18 protein-coding genes, 1 riboswitch and 1 other annotated feature are annotated in these 20,500 nt (G+C 46.8%); of the genes, 3 read left to right on the plus strand and 15 right to left on the minus strand.

Annotation, left to right across the window (positions count from 1 at the left end; genetic code table 11):
• Nucleotides 1-3 precede the first annotated feature (3 nt).
• The 3 genes from leuS to P404_RS0104025 all read right to left on the minus strand — a co-directional run bounded on the left by leuS (nt 4) and on the right by P404_RS0104025 (nt 4,462).
• Nucleotides 4-2,409 carry a leucine--tRNA ligase gene (leuS, locus tag P404_RS0104015; RefSeq protein WP_026830030.1) on the minus strand — a complete coding sequence of 802 codons (2,406 nt, stop codon included), beginning with the start codon at nt 2,407-2,409 and terminating at the stop codon, nt 4-6.
• Nucleotides 2,410-2,460: 51 nt separating this feature from the next.
• Nucleotides 2,461-2,682, minus strand: a binding site (T-box leader).
• 39 nt (nt 2,683-2,721) lie between these two features.
• The gene (locus P404_RS0104020; RefSeq protein ID WP_026830031.1) at nt 2,722-3,366 is read right to left on the minus strand and encodes an HAD family hydrolase; all 645 of its coding nucleotides are present in this window, start codon (nt 3,364-3,366) and stop codon (nt 2,722-2,724) included.
• 64 nt (nt 3,367-3,430) lie between these two features.
• A complete protein-coding gene (locus P404_RS0104025; protein WP_026830032.1) occupies nt 3,431-4,462 on the minus strand; it encodes a peptidoglycan bridge formation glycyltransferase FemA/FemB family protein in 1,032 nt (343 codons plus the stop codon).
• Nucleotides 4,463-4,640: 178 nt separating this feature from the next.
• Between P404_RS0104025 and P404_RS0104030 the strand changes: the two genes are divergently transcribed.
• Nucleotides 4,641-5,795, plus strand: coding sequence for an ISL3 family transposase (locus P404_RS0104030; protein WP_034774026.1), 1,155 nt, complete (start codon nt 4,641-4,643; stop codon nt 5,793-5,795).
• A gap of 151 nt (nt 5,796-5,946) precedes the next feature.
• Here P404_RS0104030 and P404_RS0104035 read toward each other — a convergent pair whose 3' ends face one another.
• A complete protein-coding gene (locus tag P404_RS0104035; RefSeq protein WP_026830034.1) occupies nt 5,947-7,134 on the minus strand; it encodes an MDR family MFS transporter in 1,188 nt (395 codons plus the stop codon).
• A gap of 175 nt (nt 7,135-7,309) precedes the next feature.
• Here P404_RS0104035 and mnmM point away from each other — a divergent pair, with 175 nt between their 5' ends.
• Nucleotides 7,310-7,900, plus strand: coding sequence for a tRNA 5-(aminomethyl)-2-thiouridylate-methyltransferase MnmM (mnmM, locus tag P404_RS0104040; RefSeq protein ID WP_014971061.1), 591 nt, complete (start codon nt 7,310-7,312; stop codon nt 7,898-7,900).
• A 54-nt stretch (nt 7,901-7,954) separates the two neighbouring features.
• Here the strand turns inward: mnmM and P404_RS0104045 are convergent, their stop codons facing one another.
• From P404_RS0104045 to metK, 3 genes are all read right to left on the minus strand, one after another.
• On the minus strand, nt 7,955-8,659 hold the full coding sequence (locus tag P404_RS0104045; protein WP_014971063.1) for a serine aminopeptidase domain-containing protein: 705 nt from the start codon (nt 8,657-8,659) through the stop codon (nt 7,955-7,957).
• An 86-nt stretch (nt 8,660-8,745) separates the two neighbouring features.
• The gene (locus P404_RS0104050; protein ID WP_014971064.1) at nt 8,746-9,231 is read right to left on the minus strand and encodes a GNAT family N-acetyltransferase; all 486 of its coding nucleotides are present in this window, start codon (nt 9,229-9,231) and stop codon (nt 8,746-8,748) included.
• A 138-nt stretch (nt 9,232-9,369) separates the two neighbouring features.
• Nucleotides 9,370-10,578 (minus strand): methionine adenosyltransferase, encoded by a 1,209-nt coding sequence (gene metK / locus P404_RS0104055; RefSeq protein WP_026830035.1) that lies wholly within the window; start codon nt 10,576-10,578, stop codon nt 9,370-9,372.
• A 127-nt stretch (nt 10,579-10,705) separates the two neighbouring features.
• Nucleotides 10,706-10,832: riboswitch (SAM riboswitch) on the minus strand.
• A 232-nt stretch (nt 10,833-11,064) separates the two neighbouring features.
• On the opposite strand from metK, the gene pckA reads away from it, so the two are divergent.
• Nucleotides 11,065-12,633 (plus strand): phosphoenolpyruvate carboxykinase (ATP), encoded by a 1,569-nt coding sequence (gene pckA / locus P404_RS0104060; RefSeq protein ID WP_014971066.1) that lies wholly within the window; start codon nt 11,065-11,067, stop codon nt 12,631-12,633.
• A 58-nt stretch (nt 12,634-12,691) separates the two neighbouring features.
• Here pckA and P404_RS0104065 read toward each other — a convergent pair whose 3' ends face one another.
• The 8 genes from P404_RS0104065 to P404_RS0104100 all read right to left on the minus strand — a co-directional run bounded on the left by P404_RS0104065 (nt 12,692) and on the right by P404_RS0104100 (nt 20,500).
• A complete protein-coding gene (locus P404_RS0104065) occupies nt 12,692-13,945 on the minus strand; it encodes an EAL and HDOD domain-containing protein (RefSeq protein ID WP_026830036.1) in 1,254 nt (417 codons plus the stop codon).
• 167 nt (nt 13,946-14,112) lie between these two features.
• The gene (locus tag P404_RS17325; RefSeq protein WP_150111969.1) at nt 14,113-14,856 is read right to left on the minus strand and encodes an alpha/beta hydrolase family protein; all 744 of its coding nucleotides are present in this window, start codon (nt 14,854-14,856) and stop codon (nt 14,113-14,115) included.
• Nucleotides 14,828-15,301 carry an RNA deprotection pyrophosphohydrolase gene (gene ytkD / locus P404_RS0104075; RefSeq protein ID WP_026830037.1) on the minus strand — a complete coding sequence of 158 codons (474 nt, stop codon included), beginning with the start codon at nt 15,299-15,301 and terminating at the stop codon, nt 14,828-14,830. Before ytkD ends, P404_RS17325 begins: the two co-directional genes overlap by 29 nt.
• A gap of 129 nt (nt 15,302-15,430) precedes the next feature.
• Nucleotides 15,431-16,780: a glucose-6-phosphate isomerase gene (locus P404_RS0104080; RefSeq protein ID WP_014971069.1), complete on the minus strand. Its 1,350-nt coding sequence runs from the start codon at nt 16,778-16,780 to the stop codon at nt 15,431-15,433.
• Between the two features lie 112 nt (nt 16,781-16,892).
• Complete coding sequence (locus tag P404_RS0104085; RefSeq protein WP_014971070.1) at nt 16,893-18,059, minus strand: iron-containing alcohol dehydrogenase; 1,167 nt, start codon at nt 18,057-18,059, stop codon at nt 16,893-16,895.
• Between the two features lie 125 nt (nt 18,060-18,184).
• Nucleotides 18,185-18,577 carry a S1 domain-containing post-transcriptional regulator GSP13 gene (gene yugI / locus P404_RS0104090; protein WP_014971071.1) on the minus strand — a complete coding sequence of 131 codons (393 nt, stop codon included), beginning with the start codon at nt 18,575-18,577 and terminating at the stop codon, nt 18,185-18,187.
• A 422-nt stretch (nt 18,578-18,999) separates the two neighbouring features.
• On the minus strand, nt 19,000-20,043 hold the full coding sequence (locus P404_RS0104095; protein WP_026830038.1) for a ribonucleotide-diphosphate reductase subunit beta: 1,044 nt from the start codon (nt 20,041-20,043) through the stop codon (nt 19,000-19,002).
• Nucleotides 20,012-20,500 (minus strand): flavodoxin domain-containing protein, encoded by a 489-nt coding sequence (locus P404_RS0104100; RefSeq protein WP_026830039.1) that lies wholly within the window; start codon nt 20,498-20,500, stop codon nt 20,012-20,014. The genes P404_RS0104095 and P404_RS0104100 overlap by 32 nt, the downstream gene beginning before the upstream one ends.

A 20,500-nucleotide genomic window follows, 5' to 3' on the forward strand; every position in this document is an offset into this window, starting at 1 on the left:
CTATTAATTCGCGACGATATTAATCAATTTTTTCGGAACGACAATAACTTTCCGAACCGTCTTTTCACCAATCCACTCTTGTGTTTTTTCATCTGCAAATGCAAGAGCTTCAATTTCTTCTTTTGTAGCTTCCGTACTGATGACAAGTTTCGAACGGACTTTTCCGTTCACCTGAATGACAAATTCCATCGTGTCACTGACGAGTTTTGTTTCATCAAACGTCGGCCACGATGCATACGTCAACGTCTCTTCAAAACCAAGTTGTTCCCAAAGTTCTTCACCGAGATGCGGTGCGACAGGTGTCAACAATTGGATGAATCCACGAAGGAAATGCCGGGGAAGTACAGGCTGTTTGTTGGCTTCGTTGACGAAGACCATCAATTGTGAAATCCCTGTATTAAATTGGATATTCGTAAAGTCCTCTGTGACTTTTTTAACGGTCTGATGGTAAACCCGTTCGAAATCCGCATCGACGGATGTGACGTCCTGAATATCAGCCGTCCGTTCAAACAGACGCCAGACACGGTCAAGGAAACGACGCGCTCCATCAAGTCCATTTTCCGACCAGGAGACGGACGCATCGAGCGGTCCCATGAACATCTCATACAAACGAAGTGTATCCGCACCGTGTGATTTGACGATTTCATCCGGATTGATGACATTACCACGTGACTTCGACATCTTTTCGTTGTTTTCCCCAAGGATCATCCCTTGGTTGTATAATTTTTGGAACGGTTCCTTTGTTGGAACGACGCCGATATCATACAAGACCTTATGCCAAAAACGGGCATACAACAAGTGAAGGACAGCATGTTCTGCACCGCCGATATAAATATCGACCGGGAGCCAGTATTTTAATTTTTCGGGATCCGCAAACATTTCTTCATTATGTGGATCGATGAAGCGGAGGTAATACCAGCAGCTTCCTCCCCATTGTGGCATCGTGTTCGTCTCGCGACGTCCTTTTTGTCCAGTGACCGGATCCGTGTAGTCGAGCCAGTCTTCCGCAAGCGCGAGTGGTGATTCGCCTGTTCCAGACGGTTTGATCTCAGGAATGATCGGTAACTCAAGCGGTAATTCGGATTTATCCAGTGTCTTCATCGTTCCTTCTTCCATATGGACGACCGGAATCGGTTCCCCCCAGTAACGTTGACGGCTAAATAACCAATCCCGTAGACGGAATGTGATTTTCTTCCGTCCGACTTGATTCGTTTCAAGTTCAGCGATGATCGTCTCGATGGCTTCGTCTTTCGACAAACCGTCTAACATTTGTGAGTTGACGTGTGCGCCTTCGCCTGTATAGGCAGCTTCTTCGACGTTACCACCTTGGACGACTTCAATGATCGGAAGGTCAAATTGTTTCGCAAATTCATGGTCACGCTCATCATGCGCCGGTACGGCCATGATGGCACCTGTACCATACGTCGACAAAACATAATCCGCAATCCAGATCGGAAGACGTTCTCCGGAAATCGGATTCACGGCAAAAGCCCCTGTGAAGACGCCCGTTTTTTCTTTCGCAAGATCCGTCCGTTCTAAATCCGACTTTGTTTGGACAGAAGCAATATAGCTTTGAACGGCTTCCGTGTGGTCTGCCGTCGTGATGTCCGAGACAAACGGATGCTCCGGTGCAAGAACGAGGTATGTCGCACCAAAGACGGTATCCGGACGTGTCGTAAAGACCGTTACTTGTTTTTTGTGACCATCAATCGTAAAGTCGATTTCCGCGCCTTCCGATTTTCCGATCCAGTTCCGTTGCATTTCCTTGACGGACTCCGGCCAATCGAGTTCATCTAAATCTTCTAACAACCGATCGGCGTAGTCTGTGATTTTTAAGACCCATTGACGCATCGGGACACGAACGACCGGATGATTCCCACGTTCGGATAAACCGTCGATGACTTCTTCATTCGCAAGAACGGTCCCAAGCGCCGGACACCAGTTGACGGCTACTTCATCCACAAAGGCCAATCCTTTTTCATACAGTTGCGTGAAAATCCACTGCGTCCACTTGTAGTATTTTGGATCCGTCGTATTGATTTCACGATCCCAATCGTATGAGAAACCGAGATCTTTTAACTGACGTTTAAACGTTTCGATATTTTGGGCTGTGAATTCACGTGGATCATTCCCTGTATCGAGGGCATATTGTTCCGCCGGAAGTCCAAACGCATCCCATCCCATCGGATGAAGAACGTTGTATCCTTGCATCCGTTTCATCCGTGCGAGGATATCCGTTGCCGTGTAACCTTCCGGGTGTCCGACATGAAGTCCCGCTCCCGATGGATACGGAAACATGTCTAATGCATAAAAACCTTCTTTTTCTGGATCTTCTGTTGTCACGAACGCATTGTCCTGTTCCCAACGCGCTTGCCATTTTGGTTCGATGTCACGATGATTGTACGGCATTTTTCCATTCCCCCTCTGAATATACAAAAAAAACCGGTCTCCGCCCCTAGGAATAGGGACGAAAGACCGGTTTGTCTTCCGCGGTACCACCCACGTTGTCTACTACAGCAGACCACTTGATTCACAGATAACGGTGTGAAGGACCGGATGCACTACTTGTTTTTCACGCATCATGCTCCCTGACGAGTTCACGGACGATTCCGACTGGTTTGCACCGACCACCAGCTCTCTAAACGGAATGACTCCCTTACTACTTCAGTTCGTCGCAATGGACTATCTATGTTTTAGTGTAAGCTGAATCTTCCCTTACCGTCAACGGTTCCGTAAAATTTCCCCGATCGCTTCGTGTGAAGAGACGACATGATCTGCATGATGCAGGGCTTGTGCCGGCATTCGTTCATCCAGTAAGGCAATGACCTCCATACCGGCTTCTTTTGCTCCGATCATCCCGTTTGCTGAATCTTCAATCACGATGCAGGCTTCCGGCGTTTGACCGATCCGCTTTGCGGCCAATTGAAAAATAGCAGGATCCGGCTTCGACCGTGGCACTTCAAACCCACTGGTATAAGCATCGACCGTTAACCCATAATGCGTGATGACGCGTTTGATTTTTTCAAGTGAACTCGACGACGCAATGGCCACCTTGTATCCTTCCGTCCGCGCAAGCGCCATCAACTCGTGGACACCGTCTTTTAACCCACACTCTTCCGGCTTGGCATGCTGTTGAAATAATTCATGTTCAAGCGCAAGCAACGATTCCGTCGAATGCGGCAAATCATGTTGGGTGATCAGTTCCTGCCACATTTCGTCCCCTGTTTTCCCCATGAACGTCGCGTATTGGACACGATCAAGCGGAATCGATAACGTCTCGAACATCTGCTGATGTACTTTAAAATATTGGATCTCACTATCTAAGATGACACCATCCATATCAAAAATCAGACCGTTTTTTTTCATTGTTTCCCCCTCCTGTATGTAGCGTACCAAAAAAACCTGACCGTTCGTAGACGGTCAGGCGGATTCATCTGGATAAAACAGTTTCTTGATACCGATATTCCGGGAAATAATCGGCTTCTTTGTCGCTGCCATGGCGCTCACACAATTGTTCGTAAATATGCGGTAAAAGAATTGTTTTTCCTTGGTGGTACTCAAACATCCGGTATCCTGTGTATCGACACTTACTTTCAAACAGACTATCCCGTTCTTTATAGCCACCACCTAGATGTTGTTCCACCATCCCGGCAGCTTTCGAATATAAAATCGCTTCATATTCTAGACGTTGATTCGGATAGAGTTTATGTTCATCCCGCTCGCATCCGATGAGATGGCCGTGCGCATACTTTTGACCAAGCAAGACAAAGTAAGCGCCAACCGCCTCTCCCTGCCATTCAGCAATTAACAACAACGGTCGACAAAGCGGTGTCGGTTTAAATAATTGTTCGAAGTAGTCAGATGTAAAATAATAGTTCAACGAAGCATCTTTTCGGTCCATCGTCTGATAATAGAGGCGGATGAACGTCTGTAAATCATCGTTTGTACCTATACGGACACTCAGATCAGACGCTAATGACTTCCGAATCATGCTTCGATTTTTCTTGTGAAATGTCTGCATGATTTCTTCTACAGATGGTCGAAGATCAATGCTAGTCGTATGTCGAACGAACTCCCTTTCCGTCCAATCCGGTACCTGTTTTTCATTTTCCGTCAACGGGTTAAAACGAATCAATTCTGAGACGATTTGATTACGCATCGCCCATTGGCGAAACGACCGTTTCGCATCCGCCAATTCCTGTTTCGTCAATTCACCGACGATTTCTGGTCCGCCGTAACCGTAGGGCGTGATGATGTCAAAATAACGGGTCTCAAAAATCCGCCGTTTCAAAAATGGATAAAACAGTTCGCCCGACTGACCCTGAAAATAAATCAGGCCGGGAGATTCTTCAGGACGTGCATTCAAATGAACATATTCGTAACTGTAAAAAATATCGAGTAGTTTGTCTTGCATAAGCGTCGTCCAAATCGACTGGTTTTCAATAAAAACACATTGCCTCATCTTGTCCACCTCCGGCATGCGACACGTCTGACAAACCAAATTTCCTTTAATTTGGCTCATCACCATAAGGTGTGGTTGACACATAAAATCCATCGGATTTTAAATCGAACATAGAAAAAAAGCGAAAACCCCGGTATCGTAATTGTTGTCTAGACAAACCACGATTGGAGTTTTCGCCTTGTCCCAACAGTTTATCAAATTAATTCTTCCGCTTCCAGCCCTTTTTCAAATCCAGATGTCGTCCGATGAAGAACCGCACGTATTTCCTGTCATTCCTGATACACATGAAATCCCTTGTCCGCTATGCGAAAAAAAGACCATCCTGCATTCGAAAAAACGTCGTCGTTTTCGACACGGTCATGCGTGGGGAGTCGGTGCCTTGTGGATCGAACTGGATGTCCCACGTCAAAGATGCCTCTCTTGTGATTTGACGTTCGTATATGACTACGGTCTCGGACTCGTCCGTACTTCTACCGAAGTGTTCCGAAAAGGCATCACAGAACGGTGCCATGGCCGGACAATTTCAGATGTTGCGCATGAATATGAACTTCCTTATACGACTGTGGAACGGTGGTTTTATCAGTACGCTTCAGTGGATACAGTGGGACAGGCGACACACATCCTCGTCGATGAGTTCGCCACGAGAAAAGGACACCACTATGCGACGATCGTTCTTGATGCCAAGACTGGACGTCTTCTGTCTATCGTCCCGGGCCGGGACGTATCGGCGATTACGGCTGCGCTTCAAGGTGTACTGGGAGATGTTCGTTCTGTCGTCAGTGATTTTGCACCTGCGATGGCGAAGGCAACTACTCGTGTCTTCCCGAATGCAGCGCATGTGCTGGATCGTTTTCATCTCATCCAGTTCTTTACGGATGCTCTTCGCCGCCGGCGTCGTTTTTTGAACGAGGCAAGACGCCATCATCATGTTCGTGTGATTGATCGTGCTCTCGCTTGTCGTCCGGAAGCATTGGCTCTTGAAGATCGAGAGGTCGCCCATTCTTGTATTCTAGAAGACTCGTTTACCCGGGATCTTTATCAAGGACTCCAACATATTCGATATGTGTTGAAAGCAACGTGCGACGGGCAGGCATGCCGAAGACTGAAAGACTGGCTGGAACGTTATCAATTTCATCCATGCGGACCTCTTGCGAAAATCGCGAAAGCGATTCGTGGCCGTGAAGAAGCGATGCGTCAAACCATTGTATCGACACTATCGAATGGGAAAATGGAAGGGACGAACAATAAGATTAAGCTCATTAAACGTCGTGGTTATGGCTACCGAAACCTCGAACGATTCTTTTTGAGATTGCGCCTTGAGCTTGGTCGTTAAAATAGCAACCACGTGTTATGGTGATGAGCCTTTAATTTGGTTAATTAAACAATATTCCCCTGTTAATAAGATACCCAATCTCCCTTTTTTTATGCTTTTTCTTAAAAAAGACGTGAGAAGCGGATCAATTTCCCGCTTCTCACGTCTTTTTTCACTGCCCTATTTTTTTAGGTTTTGGTACCGCTCGAACGAAGGTGAATCCTGCCAGAATGATCAAACCAATCAATGTGAGGAAAACGGCATCCATTCCGGATACATCATAAATCAATCCTCCAACCGTCGGACTGATCATCCGTCCTGCAGAGGCTGCGATATTGACATACCCCTGAAACTCTCCTTCTTTCCCAATCGGGGCTAAGCGTGCCGCCATCGCAGGGACCGCAGGCCAGATGAACATCTCTCCGATCGTCAAAATCACCATGGCGACTAAAAACATCTTGAATCCTCCGGCAAATGGAACAATTGCATAGGAGAGCAAGAAAATACCGGTTCCGGTTAGCAATTGACGTTTCAAGTCGTCCCCAAACCAGCGTAAGACAGGCGTCAGCAAGGGTTGTGCAAACACAATCAAAGCTCCGTTGATCGTCCATAAGATCGAGTACTCGGAAATCGTCACACCGAGTGACTTCGTATGGACAGCAAATGTCCCTTGCCATTGTACGTAGACGAACCACAACAGGGCATATCCGATCGATACGTAGAGCATCGTCCGGACCGATGTCCGCGATAGGGGCTCACGTGTCTCTTCATCCGCCGATATCGTATGGCGTTTCACTGGATTCACATGGATCCAGTTCAAACCAACTAACAAGACGACGGCAAACAACAGATAAAGCACAAGATTAGCGATAAAGATGAATTGAATGTCAATCGCGGCAATCTGACCGCTAATGGCTGTTCCTAACGCGACACCAACATTTTGTGCTACATAAATTGCATTAAAGGCCCGTCTGCCACCTTCCGGCCAAATGACACCAGTCAAGGCATAGATGGTCGGGAAAACCATTCCTCCGACAAATCCGATCAATCCAAGCATCACCACGTACCCGGTAAACGTCTGGTGGAACATCCATAAGCCGATTGACGCGAGGACAAGTCCGACGACACTGATGACGAGTGTCCGTTTGCCACCTAACCGGTCAAACGATTTTCCACCGATATAGTTTCCGACGATGGCAAGAGCAGAGTTGACGAATAAAGCCATTCCGGCTTTCGTCATCGATTCTCCCAGATATTCATGAATATATAACGTATTAAACGGCCATAAAAAAGAAGATCCTGTCGTATTGATCGCCATCGCCAATACCAGAATCCAGACCGCACGAGGTAATTTCGGCATGGTAAGTATCCTCCAATATAGTTTCCAACCTTGCCACTTTACGAAATTGTATTGTACTCTGTCAAGGAACTTCGATTTAAACGAACAATCGGAAAAATGATACAATTGACTAAATGATCGGTTTTGCGGGTACTTAGAAAAAACAGAACAGCTATCAGGAAGAGGAGTTTATGCCATGTCACTTGCACGTGTGTTACCTTACGCCAAAGAATTACTGGAGTCTGTCATCCATGAAGGGGATTGTGTCGTCGATATGACTGCCGGGAACGGTCACGATACCCATTTCCTTGCTGAACGAGTCGGACCGAGCGGACGTGTCATCGCCTTTGATGTCCAGGAACAAGCCATCGAAGAAACGAAACGCCGTCTGCACGCGGCACATGTCTCCGAATGGGTCGACTTGTATCACGAAAGTCATATTCATGTCGGTGCTCGTTTATTTGACGAACAGCGTCCGATTCGTGCCGGGGTCTTTAATCTCGGTTATTTACCAGGGAGCGATAAGTCGGTCACGACGACGGGAGAAGAAACGTTAGAAGCGCTTCGGGCATTACTTCCGGTCCTCGTGCCCGGTGGGTTGATTGTCCTCGTGATTTATCATGGACACCTCGAAGGACGTAAAGAACGCGACGCCGTTTTGGAACATGTCTCCCTGCTGCCTCAGCAAGATTATGCGGTCTTGCAGTATCGGTTCTTGAACCAACAAAATAATCCACCCTTCATCGTCGCCATCGAAAAAAAACTTAAAAAACAAGCCATCGACTAAAAAAAGGAGGATGCTGTCACAAATGACGGCATCCTCCTTTTAGATGACTTTTACTTAGTCCTCGACCAGTTTGAGGAACAATAAAAGTTTTTCAGCAAAACGTGTATTTAGTCGTTCAAAACTAAAGTGCGGGAAACCATGCAGACGTTGCAGATAAATCTGGTCGCCCCCCATTTTCCGGCACACTTCGAGCGTCAATTTAACATCAGCAAACTGATCGTCCGGTGCATAAAAACACGCCAAATGGACACGAGGTAATTTTTTACGTTCCTCATCATGTAGTACGATCTCTTCTTCGATTTCACGATATTGCGCATAGGTCAACTCACCTAGACGGACAGCGTCTTCATTATTTTGCCCAAACGGTAACGTCCCAAGTGGGGCATCGGGACGAAACCGGTCGAAGGCACTTGCAAACACTTGCTTGACGCCACCGAGTTGCTTCGAATTGTGCCAATCAAACAGTGGAGAGATGAAAATCAGACTGGCAATCGGTAACTCGTATTCTTGCAGCAATCGATTGACGACGAGTGCTCCCATGCTGCAGGCAATGATATGAATGGGTAGCTTCCGCTTACCCGCTTCCCGTAACGCTTCTTTTAATAACTGTTGGTGTTCTTCAAACGATACACGACGCGGTGCGTCGACTAAGAGTACTTCATATTCTTGTTCCAAGACACGAATTAACGCTTCACTTGGTCGGGCACGTAATTGAAGTGGATACACAAGAACGATTACTCCGGTTGGTTGTTCTACCACACACTCACCTCTTCATCCGATATCTGTTTAGTATGCAACAAATCCGACTTCAGCCATACCGCCTTAAGTCGGATTCCGTCTTCTTATTAGTATATACGTTGCAGCCTTGTTACAGGTTCCACCTGTCCGAAGACTTCTTCCGTCGTCTCACTGACTTCCTTAAAACCATATGAGGTCAAGAAGTGACGTGCCTTATAATTCCGGGATTCGATATATACTTCAATCGGAGAAGCACCTTGCAACTCCAACTCTCGAATCAACCGTCGTCCAATTCCGTTCTGTTGGTATTTCGGTAAGACGTAAAGCCGGACGATTTCCCACGTCCCGTCCACATCAATCGCATGAATGAATCCGACGATTTCCTCATCAATCAACCCGACGTTAAAGTATTCCCCACGTGCTTCCTCAGCCGTCCGGATTGCCCGAACCACTTCTTCCTGCGGGTAAGCTTCTTGAACGAAATGGGCTTTCGAGCGCTCTGAATAGATTTCCTCGTACGTATCCATCCAAGACGTGAGCGCAATATCATGAATGCGTGCTGCATCAGCAGGAACTGCTTCGCGTATCTCCATACCGAAATCCCCCTTTTCCTTTTACAGACTCATGTTCTTTTACCCTTTTCTAGAACTTTCAGTCGTTTCCCTGCAAAGTTCAGAAGAAACAAAAAAAGTTCAGAAACAACCTGTGAAAGGTTATTTCTGAACAAAGGATTAGACGAAACGTTTTGCTTGTTCTTCAAGTGTCGCTGCTTTATCTGTTTGCTCCCATGGCAATTCGATGTCTGTACGACCGAAATGACCATATGCTGCTGTCTGACGATAAATCGGACGGCGGAGATCAAGCATCTTGATGATTCCGGCAGGACGAAGATCAAAGTTTTCCGCAATCAATTCAACGAGTTGCGCTTCTGGAAGTTTTCCTGTTCCAAATGTGTCAACTGCGATTGAAACCGGATGTGCCACACCGATTGCATAAGCCAGCTGAACTTCAGCTTTTTCTGCAAGACCAGATGCAACCAAGTTTTTCGCGACATAACGTGCTGCATAGGCAGCTGAACGGTCAACTTTCGTTGGATCTTTACCAGAGAAAGCACCACCACCGTGACGCGCATATCCGCCATACGTATCGACGATGATCTTACGACCTGTCAATCCTGCATCTCCTTGTGGTCCACCGATAACGAAGCGGCCAGTCGGGTTGATGAAGTATTTTGTTTCGGCATCGATGTATTCCGTCGGGATGACCGGTGCGATGACGTGTTCTTTGAGATCTGCTTGAATTTGCTCAAGCGTCACTTCTTCCGCATGTTGTGTCGAGATGACGATCGTATCGACACGAACAGGCTCGTTGTGTTCGTTGTATTCGACCGTGACTTGCGTCTTACCATCCGGACGGAGGTAATCGAGTTGTCCCGTCTTGCGGACTTCGGCAAGGCGACGGGCGAGACGGTGTGAAAGTGAGATTGGGAGCGGCATCAGTTCAGGTGTTTCTTTTGTTGCATAACCGAACATCAGACCTTGGTCTCCTGCTCCGATTGCATCGATTTCTTCATCTGACATGTTTCCTTCGCGTGCTTCAAGCGCTTGGTCGACACCAAGTGCGATGTCTGCCGATTGCTCATCGATTGCAGTCAATACAGCACATGTGTCTGCATCGAATCCGTATTTCGCGCGTGTATAACCAATTTCACGAATCGTTTCGCGTACGACTTTCGGGATATCCACGTAAGTCGTTGTCGTAATTTCTCCTGCCACAAGGACAAGTCCTGTCGTGACAGACGTTTCTGCAGCAACACGTGCATTAGGATCTGCCGCAAGAATAGCATCTAAGATTGAATCCGAAATCTGGTCACAGATTTTATCCGGGTGACCTTCAGTTACTGACTCCGACGTAAATAGTCGGCGATTAAGGTTTGTCATGTTTGACCCTCCCAAAAAAGAATTTGACGGTGTACTCATTTCCCCTAGTTGAGTGGGACGGTAAAATGAAAAAAACCTTTCCATGTCCAAAAATGGTCAGGGAAAGGTTGTGCGTTCTTCCTTTACCCTCTTATCGTTCGAAGTGTTTACTTCGCTTCAGGAGAGCACCTTTTCCTACATTAATGATGAAATTAACATAAGACGGTTGCCGGGTTTCTTCGGGCCTTGTTCCCTCCACCTGCTCAGAATAAGAGTATCCGTTACGAATTACATGATATAAACTTGTGTCCACTCTGTCAAGCAACGTTTTAATTTTTTGTCGAAAAATTTCGGAAGAGGTGTTAAACTGTTAATGCTGAAAGCGTTTCCAGATAAATAGAAATCAGCGCAGGAAAATGATTGCCCTATCATTAGTATGTCATATATAATAAATGTGTCATACTAATGATGGAGCCAAAACCAACGTAGGGGAAAGGTGGGGTCAGGATGCCGATGACGGTCCTGAATATCGAAGAACTACTCATGAAGGAGCATGTGTTCAAACAACTATCCGTTGCCGAACTAGTCGAACATGCGATTCGAAACAAAGAAGGAGTTCTTGCAGAGAATGGTGCTTTATCTGTAGAAACGGGGAAATTTACAGGTCGTTCACCAAAAGACAAGTTCATCGTCCGCGATCAGTCATGCGAGACACACATCGATTGGGGTCATGTCAACCAACCGATGGAGTCGGACAAATTCGAACAACTGTTACAAAAAGTTCTTCGTTATATGAACGAAACAGATCAGCTCTACTACACAGAGGCTGCTGCTGGTGCCGATACGCATTTCACCCTTCCAGTACGCGTCGTGACAGAATATGCTTGGCATAATCTGTTCGCAAAACAACTGTTCTTACGGGAATATCCTACGGTTGCGGCCTTTGAACCCTTTACGGTCGTCTATGCACCACACTTCAAAGCTGATCCAGCAGTCGATGGCACGAACTCAGAGACGTTCATCGCGATGTCGTTTGAACACCGGATCGTCTTGATCGGTGGTACCGAGTACGCAGGAGAAATCAAAAAATCGATTTTCTCAGTCATGAATTATCTGTTACCACAACAGGATGTCTTATCGATGCACTGTTCAGCAAACGTCGGACACGAAGGTGACGTCGCTCTGTTCTTCGGACTATCGGGGACTGGTAAGACCACCCTGTCAGCAGACGACAGTCGTCAATTGATCGGTGACGATGAACACGGTTGGTCGCATGATGGTGTGTTCAATATCGAAGGCGGCTGTTATGCCAAAACCGTTAATCTCTCTCGCGAAAAGGAACCACAAATCTTTGATGCGATCCGATTTGGTACGGTGCTTGAAAACGTCGTTCTTGATGCACAACGCACGCCAGACTATGATGATACGTCATTGACGGAAAACACACGTGCTGCCTATCCGATCACATCAATCGATAACATCGCCATCCCGTCACGTGCTGGCCATCCGAAAACGATTGTATTCTTGACGGCTGATGCGTATGGCGTGTTACCACCAATCAGCAAGTTGACGAAGGAACAGGCGATGTATCATTTCTTATCGGGTTACACGTCTAAACTCGCCGGGACAGAACGTGGTGTCACTGAACCAGAAGCGACATTCTCGACGTGCTTCGGTTCTCCGTTCTTACCATTGATTCCGGAAAAATATGCGACGATGCTGGGTGAACTGATTGATCGCCATGGTGTCACGGTTTATCTTGTCAACACAGGTTGGACCGGTGGTGCTTACGGTACCGGTAGTCGGATGAAGCTCGCGTACACGCGGACGATGGTCAACGCCGCGGTCAACGGTCTACTCGTCGACATCCCGACAGAAGAACATTCAATCTTCGGACTGCACATGCCAGTCGAAGTACCTGGTGTGCCGACTGATCTGCTGAATCCCGTCAAAGTGTGGGCAGATACAGCCGCTTACGAGCAACAAGCGACGGCACTTGCTCATAAGTTCGTCGAAAACTTTAACCGATTCGAAAGTGCGACCGATGCCATCAAATCGGCTGGACCTCGTATTTAATGTTTCGTCTATACCAAAAAGGTTGAGCCTCCGAGGAGCGCTCAACCTTTTTTGCCATTTAGACAATCAAATCTGTTTCATCTTGCAGATGTAGTTCCTTTTGAGCCAACCAAACCTGACTTTCCTTCAGTAACTCATAAGCACGTTGCTTCGAGATCCCAAACCGGTTGCTGAGCAGCTCAAAATGTTCGAATTCACCACGATCCGCACTGATTGCCAGTAAGAGACAGTCCCGAAACGGATGATCGTCTCCTTGCAAGACTGTTTTTAAGGTCGGTTCAATCGGTAATTGATCGATGATCTCATCGATATCGACTGACAGCAAGGCATCGATGTGCGAAAGTAGTCCGATCATATAAGCACTCTCTGCTTTCAATGTCTTTGTTTCGTTCGCAAACAATTCGCATAACTTCGCACAATGTAATGAGGAACGTAATAATTCATCCGACCATTTATAAGGACTCGCGAGTTTCATCTCGCGTAAGACGATCAGTGAAATCCAACTTTTCAACTGCGAAAAACCAAGTAATGAAATGGCTTGTCGGACAGAACTAACCGTATTCCGCAACCCGATCCCCGGTGAATTGATGAGTTGCAAGACTTGAACACTGATATACGGATTTCCTTCGATTTCATCGACGACCTCGTCGTAATGGTCATCTGTATCCAACCATTTCAGCATCTTCAGCAAAACAGGGACTTGAGGCGGAACCGCTTTCCCTTTCATCAGCATCGGTTTCGCATAAAAATATCCTTGAAACCAGTCATAACCCATTTCAAGGCTCCGTGTATGGTCTTCATGCGTTTCGACGCGCTCCGCCAAAAAGCGCATATGCGGATAATTGCGTTTTAAGATATGTAAAATCGCACTTTGTTCCCGTGGATTAATCGCTTCGATGTCAATTTTGATGAGATCAATTAAATCAAACAGTTCAGCACCATGATGACGCAACAAGTCCGTCACGAAATCATCGAGTGCCAACATGAACCCTGCCTCTTTCCACTTCTTGAGCGTCAACAACATGACATTATCAATCTGAACGGTCTCCAATACTTCAATCACAAATCGTGTTGGATCTAGGTGATCAATCAACTCGGACTGCAATAAGTCCCCTGTGAAGTTGATGAATAGTCGTTTCCCTTCCGCCACACGATCTACTCCGAGATGAATCAGTGTATTGGTCAAAACATCCATCGTCGCGAGATCCCCATCAAACACAGCAGGTGCTTCAACGGAACGATAGAGTAATTCAAAAGCATCAATCGAACCATACCGGTCAACGATCGGTTGTCGCGCGAGTAAGATTTCCATCTCATGTTCCCCTTCTAAATCCGTTAATCAAGCTTATTTTATATCTTCTAGTATATCAAATATTGATTTCTCTTAAAAAATCAGTTTTTCAAAAGATATCAATGTTCCTTACATTTTTAGTAAAAATCACCTCAAGACAAGTCGTTGAGGTGATTTCTACATTCCGTTCATTCCGACAGCATCCATTCGATGACTTGACCGGTCACAGCAATTTTTTGATGAATCGGGAATTGATGGGCATATTGATAGACTTTTAAGTGCGTCTGTTCCGAATAACGGGCTGCATAATTCGTTGCATGACGCAGACGGACATTTTCATCGTACAGTCCGTGAATCAACAAGACGTCTCCTTGCGGCGGAAAATAAAGCGGTGAACGGACTTGATAAGCCTGTTTCTGTTGATCCGGCACCCCACCTGTAAACCGCCTTAGCATCTTTTGCATCGTCCGCTGTTCCTCATACGTCCAGACCAGATTCGTCACACCCGCCCAGGAGACAGTCCGAGCGACAGGCCGATAGTGGGCCAGTAACAGTGCCATCTGGCCTCCCCTTGAAAAACCGAAGACGGATGTCCGCTTTACCCGCTCATTCAGCCAATCAAATGCGGCAACCGCATCCAGGATGTCGTGATGACCAAAATCTTCTTTCCCCGTCCCCCCTAAATTCCCCCGGTAAAAAGGAGCCATGACCAGGTAACCCGCTTGGGCGAACTGCATCAAGCGGGTCGGGCGGACCATCCCGATATTTCGTGTCCCACCACGTAAGTACAACAATCCTTGACCGTTCGCATGAACGGGAAGGACGATGTAAGCACCGACCTGTTCGCCGTCAGATGTTTCATAAAACATCCGAAACGTCCGGAACGGTCCTTGTCGCGGCAGTTCAAACCAATCGGCGTTCGGCGAGTACACGAAGAGTCTCCGGAAGGACACGGTCCTTCATCATGAAGCTATATTGGCGGTTCGTATCCAGACGAGGTGGGATCTCGTCTAACAAGTAGGCTCCGTCTGTCTCATCGACAGCCAGATGCGGGACAAGGGACTCGATTTCGGCGAAATAGATGTTTTTGATGATCGTATCGCCTCGCCCTTCGACCCGGTATTGTCCAATGTATTGCAGACGTTCAATCCGTCCACCGGTTTCTTCCATCACTTCTCGATACGCCGCTTGCTCGGCCGTCTCTCCTGGTTCGACTTTTCCACCCGGAAACTCGTACCCCCGTTGTTTGTGATGTGTCAGTAACCATTTTCCCTCGTACACGGCAATGACCCAGACATGAAGGGGTTGAATCGAGAATGGATGGTCTTCAAAACTCAGTTCAACCCGATTTTGGTAATAATCTAAAAACGTAATCACGTGCGTGCACCTCATTTCTTCTTCTCTCTTCACTTTACCTGTTTCGAAAGCATTCTAAAAGTGAAAGTGCGTAGGAATTCGTCAGAATGACAAAAAAAGGCATCTCCGAATGCGGAGATGCCTTTTTGCTTAGTTCAAGCGGGCTTCAAGTTCTGCTTTTTCTGCTTCAAATCCTGGTTTACCGAGTAGCGCGAACATGTTTTTCTTGTACGCTTCAACACCCGGCTGATCAAACGGGTTCACGCCGAGCAAATAGCCGCTCATCGCACATGCTTTTTCGAAGAAGTAGAACAAGAATCCAAGATGATACGGTGTCATCTCTGGTAATTCAACCGTCAAGTTTGGTACTTGTCCATCCGTATGGGCAAGTAACGTCCCTTCAGCCGCCTTATCATTGACGAACTGAATCGATTTTCCTTCGAGGAAGTTCAAGCCATCTAAATCTTGTGCGTCTTTTTCAATCGTCAAGGCATGGCGCGCTTGTCCGACTTTAATGACAGTTTCAAACAAATCACGGCGTCCTTCTTGGACGTACTGACCCATCGAGTGAAGATCCGTCGAGAAATCGACCGCTGCCGGGAAAATCCCTTTGAAGTCTTTTCCTTCCGACTCGCCGTATAACTGTTTCCACCATTCCGAGACATAGTGTAATGCCGGTTCATAGTTGACGAGCAGTTCAATTGTTTTTCCTTTTGCATACAAGGCGTTCCGAACGACTGCATATTGATAAGCTTCGTTTTCAGCCAAGTTTTCGTTTGAGAACTGAACTTGTGCGTCACGTGCGCCTGCCATCAAGTCTTCGATTGAAATCCCTGCTGCTGCAATCGGTAACAGACCAACCGGTGTCAAGACCGAGAAACGTCCACCAACATCATCTGGAATGACAAACGTCTGATAGCCTTCTGAATCCGCAAGCGTCTTCAAGGCACCACGTGCTTTATCCGTCGTTGCGTAAATGCGGTCTTTCGCACCCGCTTTCCCATACTTATCTTCCATGAACGTTTTCAAGAGGCGGAATGAAATCGCTGGCTCTGTCGTCGTGCCTGATTTCGAGATGATGTTGACCGACACATCTTTTCCTTCCAGTACTTCAAACAAATCATGTAAGTACGTCGAAGAGATATTATGTCCCGCATAAATGATTTGTGGTGCTTTCCGTTCTTCTTTTGATAACAGGTTATGGAACGAATGACCCAGCATCTCGATTGCAGCGCGTGCCCCAAGATACGATCCACCGATTCCGACGACTAACAAGACATCCGAATCCGACTTGATCTTTTCTGCTGCTGCTTGAATGTTAGCAAACTCCGTTTTGTCGTAGTTCGTCGGTAAGTCCACCCAACCGAGGAAATCACTACCGGCACCTGTCCCGTTATGGATGGCTCCGTGTAATGTCTTCACCGTATCTGCCATATAGTCTACTTCATGTTGTCCTACGAATTGTAGGGCCTTCGAATAATCAAAACGTACCGTTGTCATTCACTCGTCCTCCTTATTCATTCGCAAACAAATGCGACCTTCCTTTTCATTAAAACGCAAGAAGGAAGGTCGTTCAAGTCTTTTGTGAAAAGATTAGCAAATGTTGTAGTGCTTATAAAGCAGCTGTTACGATTTGACGGACATCGTCATTACCAAGTGATTTGAAGTTTCCGAAGTCTCCACGTGTCATCGCTGACTTCACGATTGAATCGACAGTCTCTTCTTTGATGTCATAATCCGCGAGGCGGTTCGGTGCACCCAGTGACGTCCAGAACGCGCTGATTGCATCGATTGTCGCGTGAGCCGCTTCCATCTCTGATTTACCTGTCGTATCCACGTTGAAGACATTTTCACCGAGCGTAACGAAACGGTGCGCATTCGACTCGTCGAGGACGTGACGCATCCAGTTCGGGAAGAGAATCGCCAGTCCACCTGCGTGCGGGATATCATGAACGGCTGAAACAGCGTGCTCAATGTTGTGTGACGCCCAGTCTCCACGTGCGCCCATTTGAAGGACACCGTTCAAAGCCATAGTGCCGGCAAAGAGGATTGTGGCACGGAGTTCGACGTTTTCGAGATCATTGACGAGTTTTGGTGCAGCTTCGATGACAGCTTTCATGACGCCTTCTGTCATTCGTTCTTGAACAGGTGCATGCGCCGTATGGAAATACTGTTCGAGGCAATGGCTCATCATGTCGACGATCCCGTAGATCGTTTGATCTTTTGGTACGCTGACCGTGTATTTTGGATCAAGAACTGAGAACGTCGGGAACGTCAATGGGCTTCCCCAACCGTATTTCTCTTGTGTTTTCCAGTTTGTGATGACAGAACCTGAGTTCATCTCTGAACCCGTTGCTGCAAGCGTCAAAACTGTTCCGAACGGGATGACGGTTTTTGGAGTGGCTTTCCCGATGACGAGATCCCATGCTGGACCTTCGTATGGAATACCGGCAGCAATCAATTTCGTACAGTCGATGACAGAACCGCCACCAAGTGCCAGCAATGCATCTACGCCAGCTTCACGCGCGATTTTAATACCGCGTTCTGCTGTTTCAATCCGCGGGTTTGGTTCGACACCGTCGCATTCGACGTATTCGATTCCTGCCGCCTTGAGTTCACGTGTAACATCGTCATAGACACCATTGCGTTTAATACTTCCGCCACCGAATACAAGCATGACTTTTTTAGCGTTTAATGTGTTGAGCTCATCTTTAATCTTGCTGACTTGACCGTCACCAAAAATAAGTTTCGTTGGATTGCGATATTCAAAGTTTTCCATTGTGTGTTGCCCCCTTGATAAGTAATGAACACCTTACATTATCCACACATTCCCCTTTTGCATCTATTTTAATGCTTATAACACAAAAAAAGAGAACCGACCGATGTCGATTCTCTTTCACATTCTTATTTTTGGAAGTTTGATTTTTCAATCCATTCTTCCAATTTGCCTTTTAACACGTTGAAGCCAGGAGCTTCTTCTTGTTTGAAAGCAGGACCTGCATCGCGACGGCCAGTGTTTTTGCGTGGGCCTTTAGCGCGTGCTTCGCGTTTTGGAGCTTCCTGTGTAGCTTTGATCGAAAGCTTCATTTTTTTGTTAGCTTCGTCGATGTCGAGAACTTTAACAGTTACTTCATCGCCAACTTTTACGTAATCGTTGATGTCTTTTACGTAATCGTGTGAGATTTCTGAGATGTGGACGAGACCTTGTGTTTGCTCGTCAAGTGCTACGAAAGCACCAAAGTTTTGAATACCAGTTACTTTACCAGTAACAACTTGGTCTTTTTCAAAGTTTGCCATAGTTTATACACTCCCTAACTAAATTCATCAACTTATAATAACATACTTTTTACGGATGGTAAAAAATATTTTTCAAATTGTTTATTTTTTATTTTACAAGGGAACAAATTAGTAGCAAGACTTCAAGTATTCCCCCTGATTCTGCCGGACTTTTCGAGTCCGGCCCTTTTTTTGTCCTGTTGCTGTTTTTATTGAGGAAACAAGAGAAAAAAAGGGTCGAAAAACAAGTTCGTACATGCATTAAGGACAGGTCCGGCCTGCTCGCTTTCCGCGGACAAGCCACCATGCCGCTTCAGATGCGTTGCATCTTCCAGGGTCATGATGGACTTGTTTTTCCGCAGGAGTCAAGCATGACCTCACCTGTCCTAGCGTAAAGGAAATCGCATCATGAAGCAATCAAAAAATTAAGAGCATTCGCCGGTTTATAAATCGTCAAATCCGTTTGCATCCGTCACCTTCGCATACGAACGTGATTTTTGCTCGAAGAAATCCGATTTCGTCGCATTCATCGAGTCGTCGGAATACGCCCGGATCCATGGCATGACGTCTTCGTCATGCCCCTCATACAGATCGTCGAGTCCGATGACACGGAGACGTTTGTTCGCTAGATATTTCACGTAGTCACGCATCTCACTGACGTCAAGTCCGTCCAGATCACGCAGGACGTATTCACTCCACTCGATCTCAAGATCCACTGCGCGCTCGAATGTCGTATAGACGAACTTCGTGAATGAACCGTCGGCGTCGATTTCCGGATGTTCCGTCAAGACGGCACGTAACAGCTGGCTGATGAAGTACGCGTGTTGTAATTCATCACGCTGGATGTAGCTGATCATCGTCGATGTCCCCACCATCTTTTGGTGACGCGCTAAGTTATAGAAGAAAGCAAACCCGGAATAGAAATTGATTCCTTCGAGAACGATCGAGGCGACCAGTGACTTCGCAAAGTTTTCCGGCGTCCGGTCGTTTTGGAAATCTTCGTATAAATCAAGAATAAAGGCATTCCGTTTCATTACCATCTCATCGTCTTTAGCAATGTCAAAGATCCGGTTTTGTTCGGACAACGGGACGAGACTTGAGAGTACGTAACTGTAAGATTGGTTATGCACGACTTCTTGCTGGGCGATGATGGCGAGAATCGCATGAATCGAGGCGTCTGACGTAAACATCGCCGATTCCAAAATGTAACGGGTTTGGACGGAATCGAGAATCGATAACAGACCGATGATCCGCTTAAAGGCATCCTGTTCCCGTTCGCTCAATTGATTCCACTGTTGCATGTCTTTTGACATCGAGATCTCGTCCGGAATCCAGAAGTTCGATAATAACTGTTTATAGATGGAATAAAACTGAGGATAGGCAAGATCGTTCCAGTTGACGATCGAACTCGTTTCGCCGCCAATGATCGCGGTCGCCCGATTTGGATGACGGGCATCAAGCAGTTTGATTTTTTGTAGTTGTTCCATGTTGTTCGGCTCCCTCTTGCTGTAATTGCAATAACGTTCGACGTGTCCACTCCTTGACCAGATGCGGCCGGTTTCGTGGGGATTGTTCGATTTTGAGTAGTTCACCTGCGAGTGGGACACCAAACTTCGAGAGATGATAGGCCATCTCATCGACGGCACGGCAATATTTGACGAACATCTTGTCGCCCGTCCCAAAAACGGCAGCCTGTGGAATCTTGTGCGGACTTTCTTTTAGAACCAGCTTCAGACAGTCCCGCATCTCATCCGGCAATTGACCGTCCCCCCAGGTGTAAGAACCAAAATAGACGATATCATAAGGGACCAGCTGATACGTCGTTACGTCATCGGCAAAGATCATCGTCGGTTCAACCTGCATGTCGGAACACGCTTTCGCGATGAGTTCCGCAACCTCCTCTGTATTTCCGCTCATTGACGCATATACGATTGCTGCCTTCAT

This window comes from Exiguobacterium antarcticum DSM 14480 (assembly GCF_000685865.1).
Classification (GTDB): domain Bacteria; phylum Bacillota; class Bacilli; order Exiguobacteriales; family Exiguobacteriaceae; genus Exiguobacterium_A; species Exiguobacterium_A antarcticum.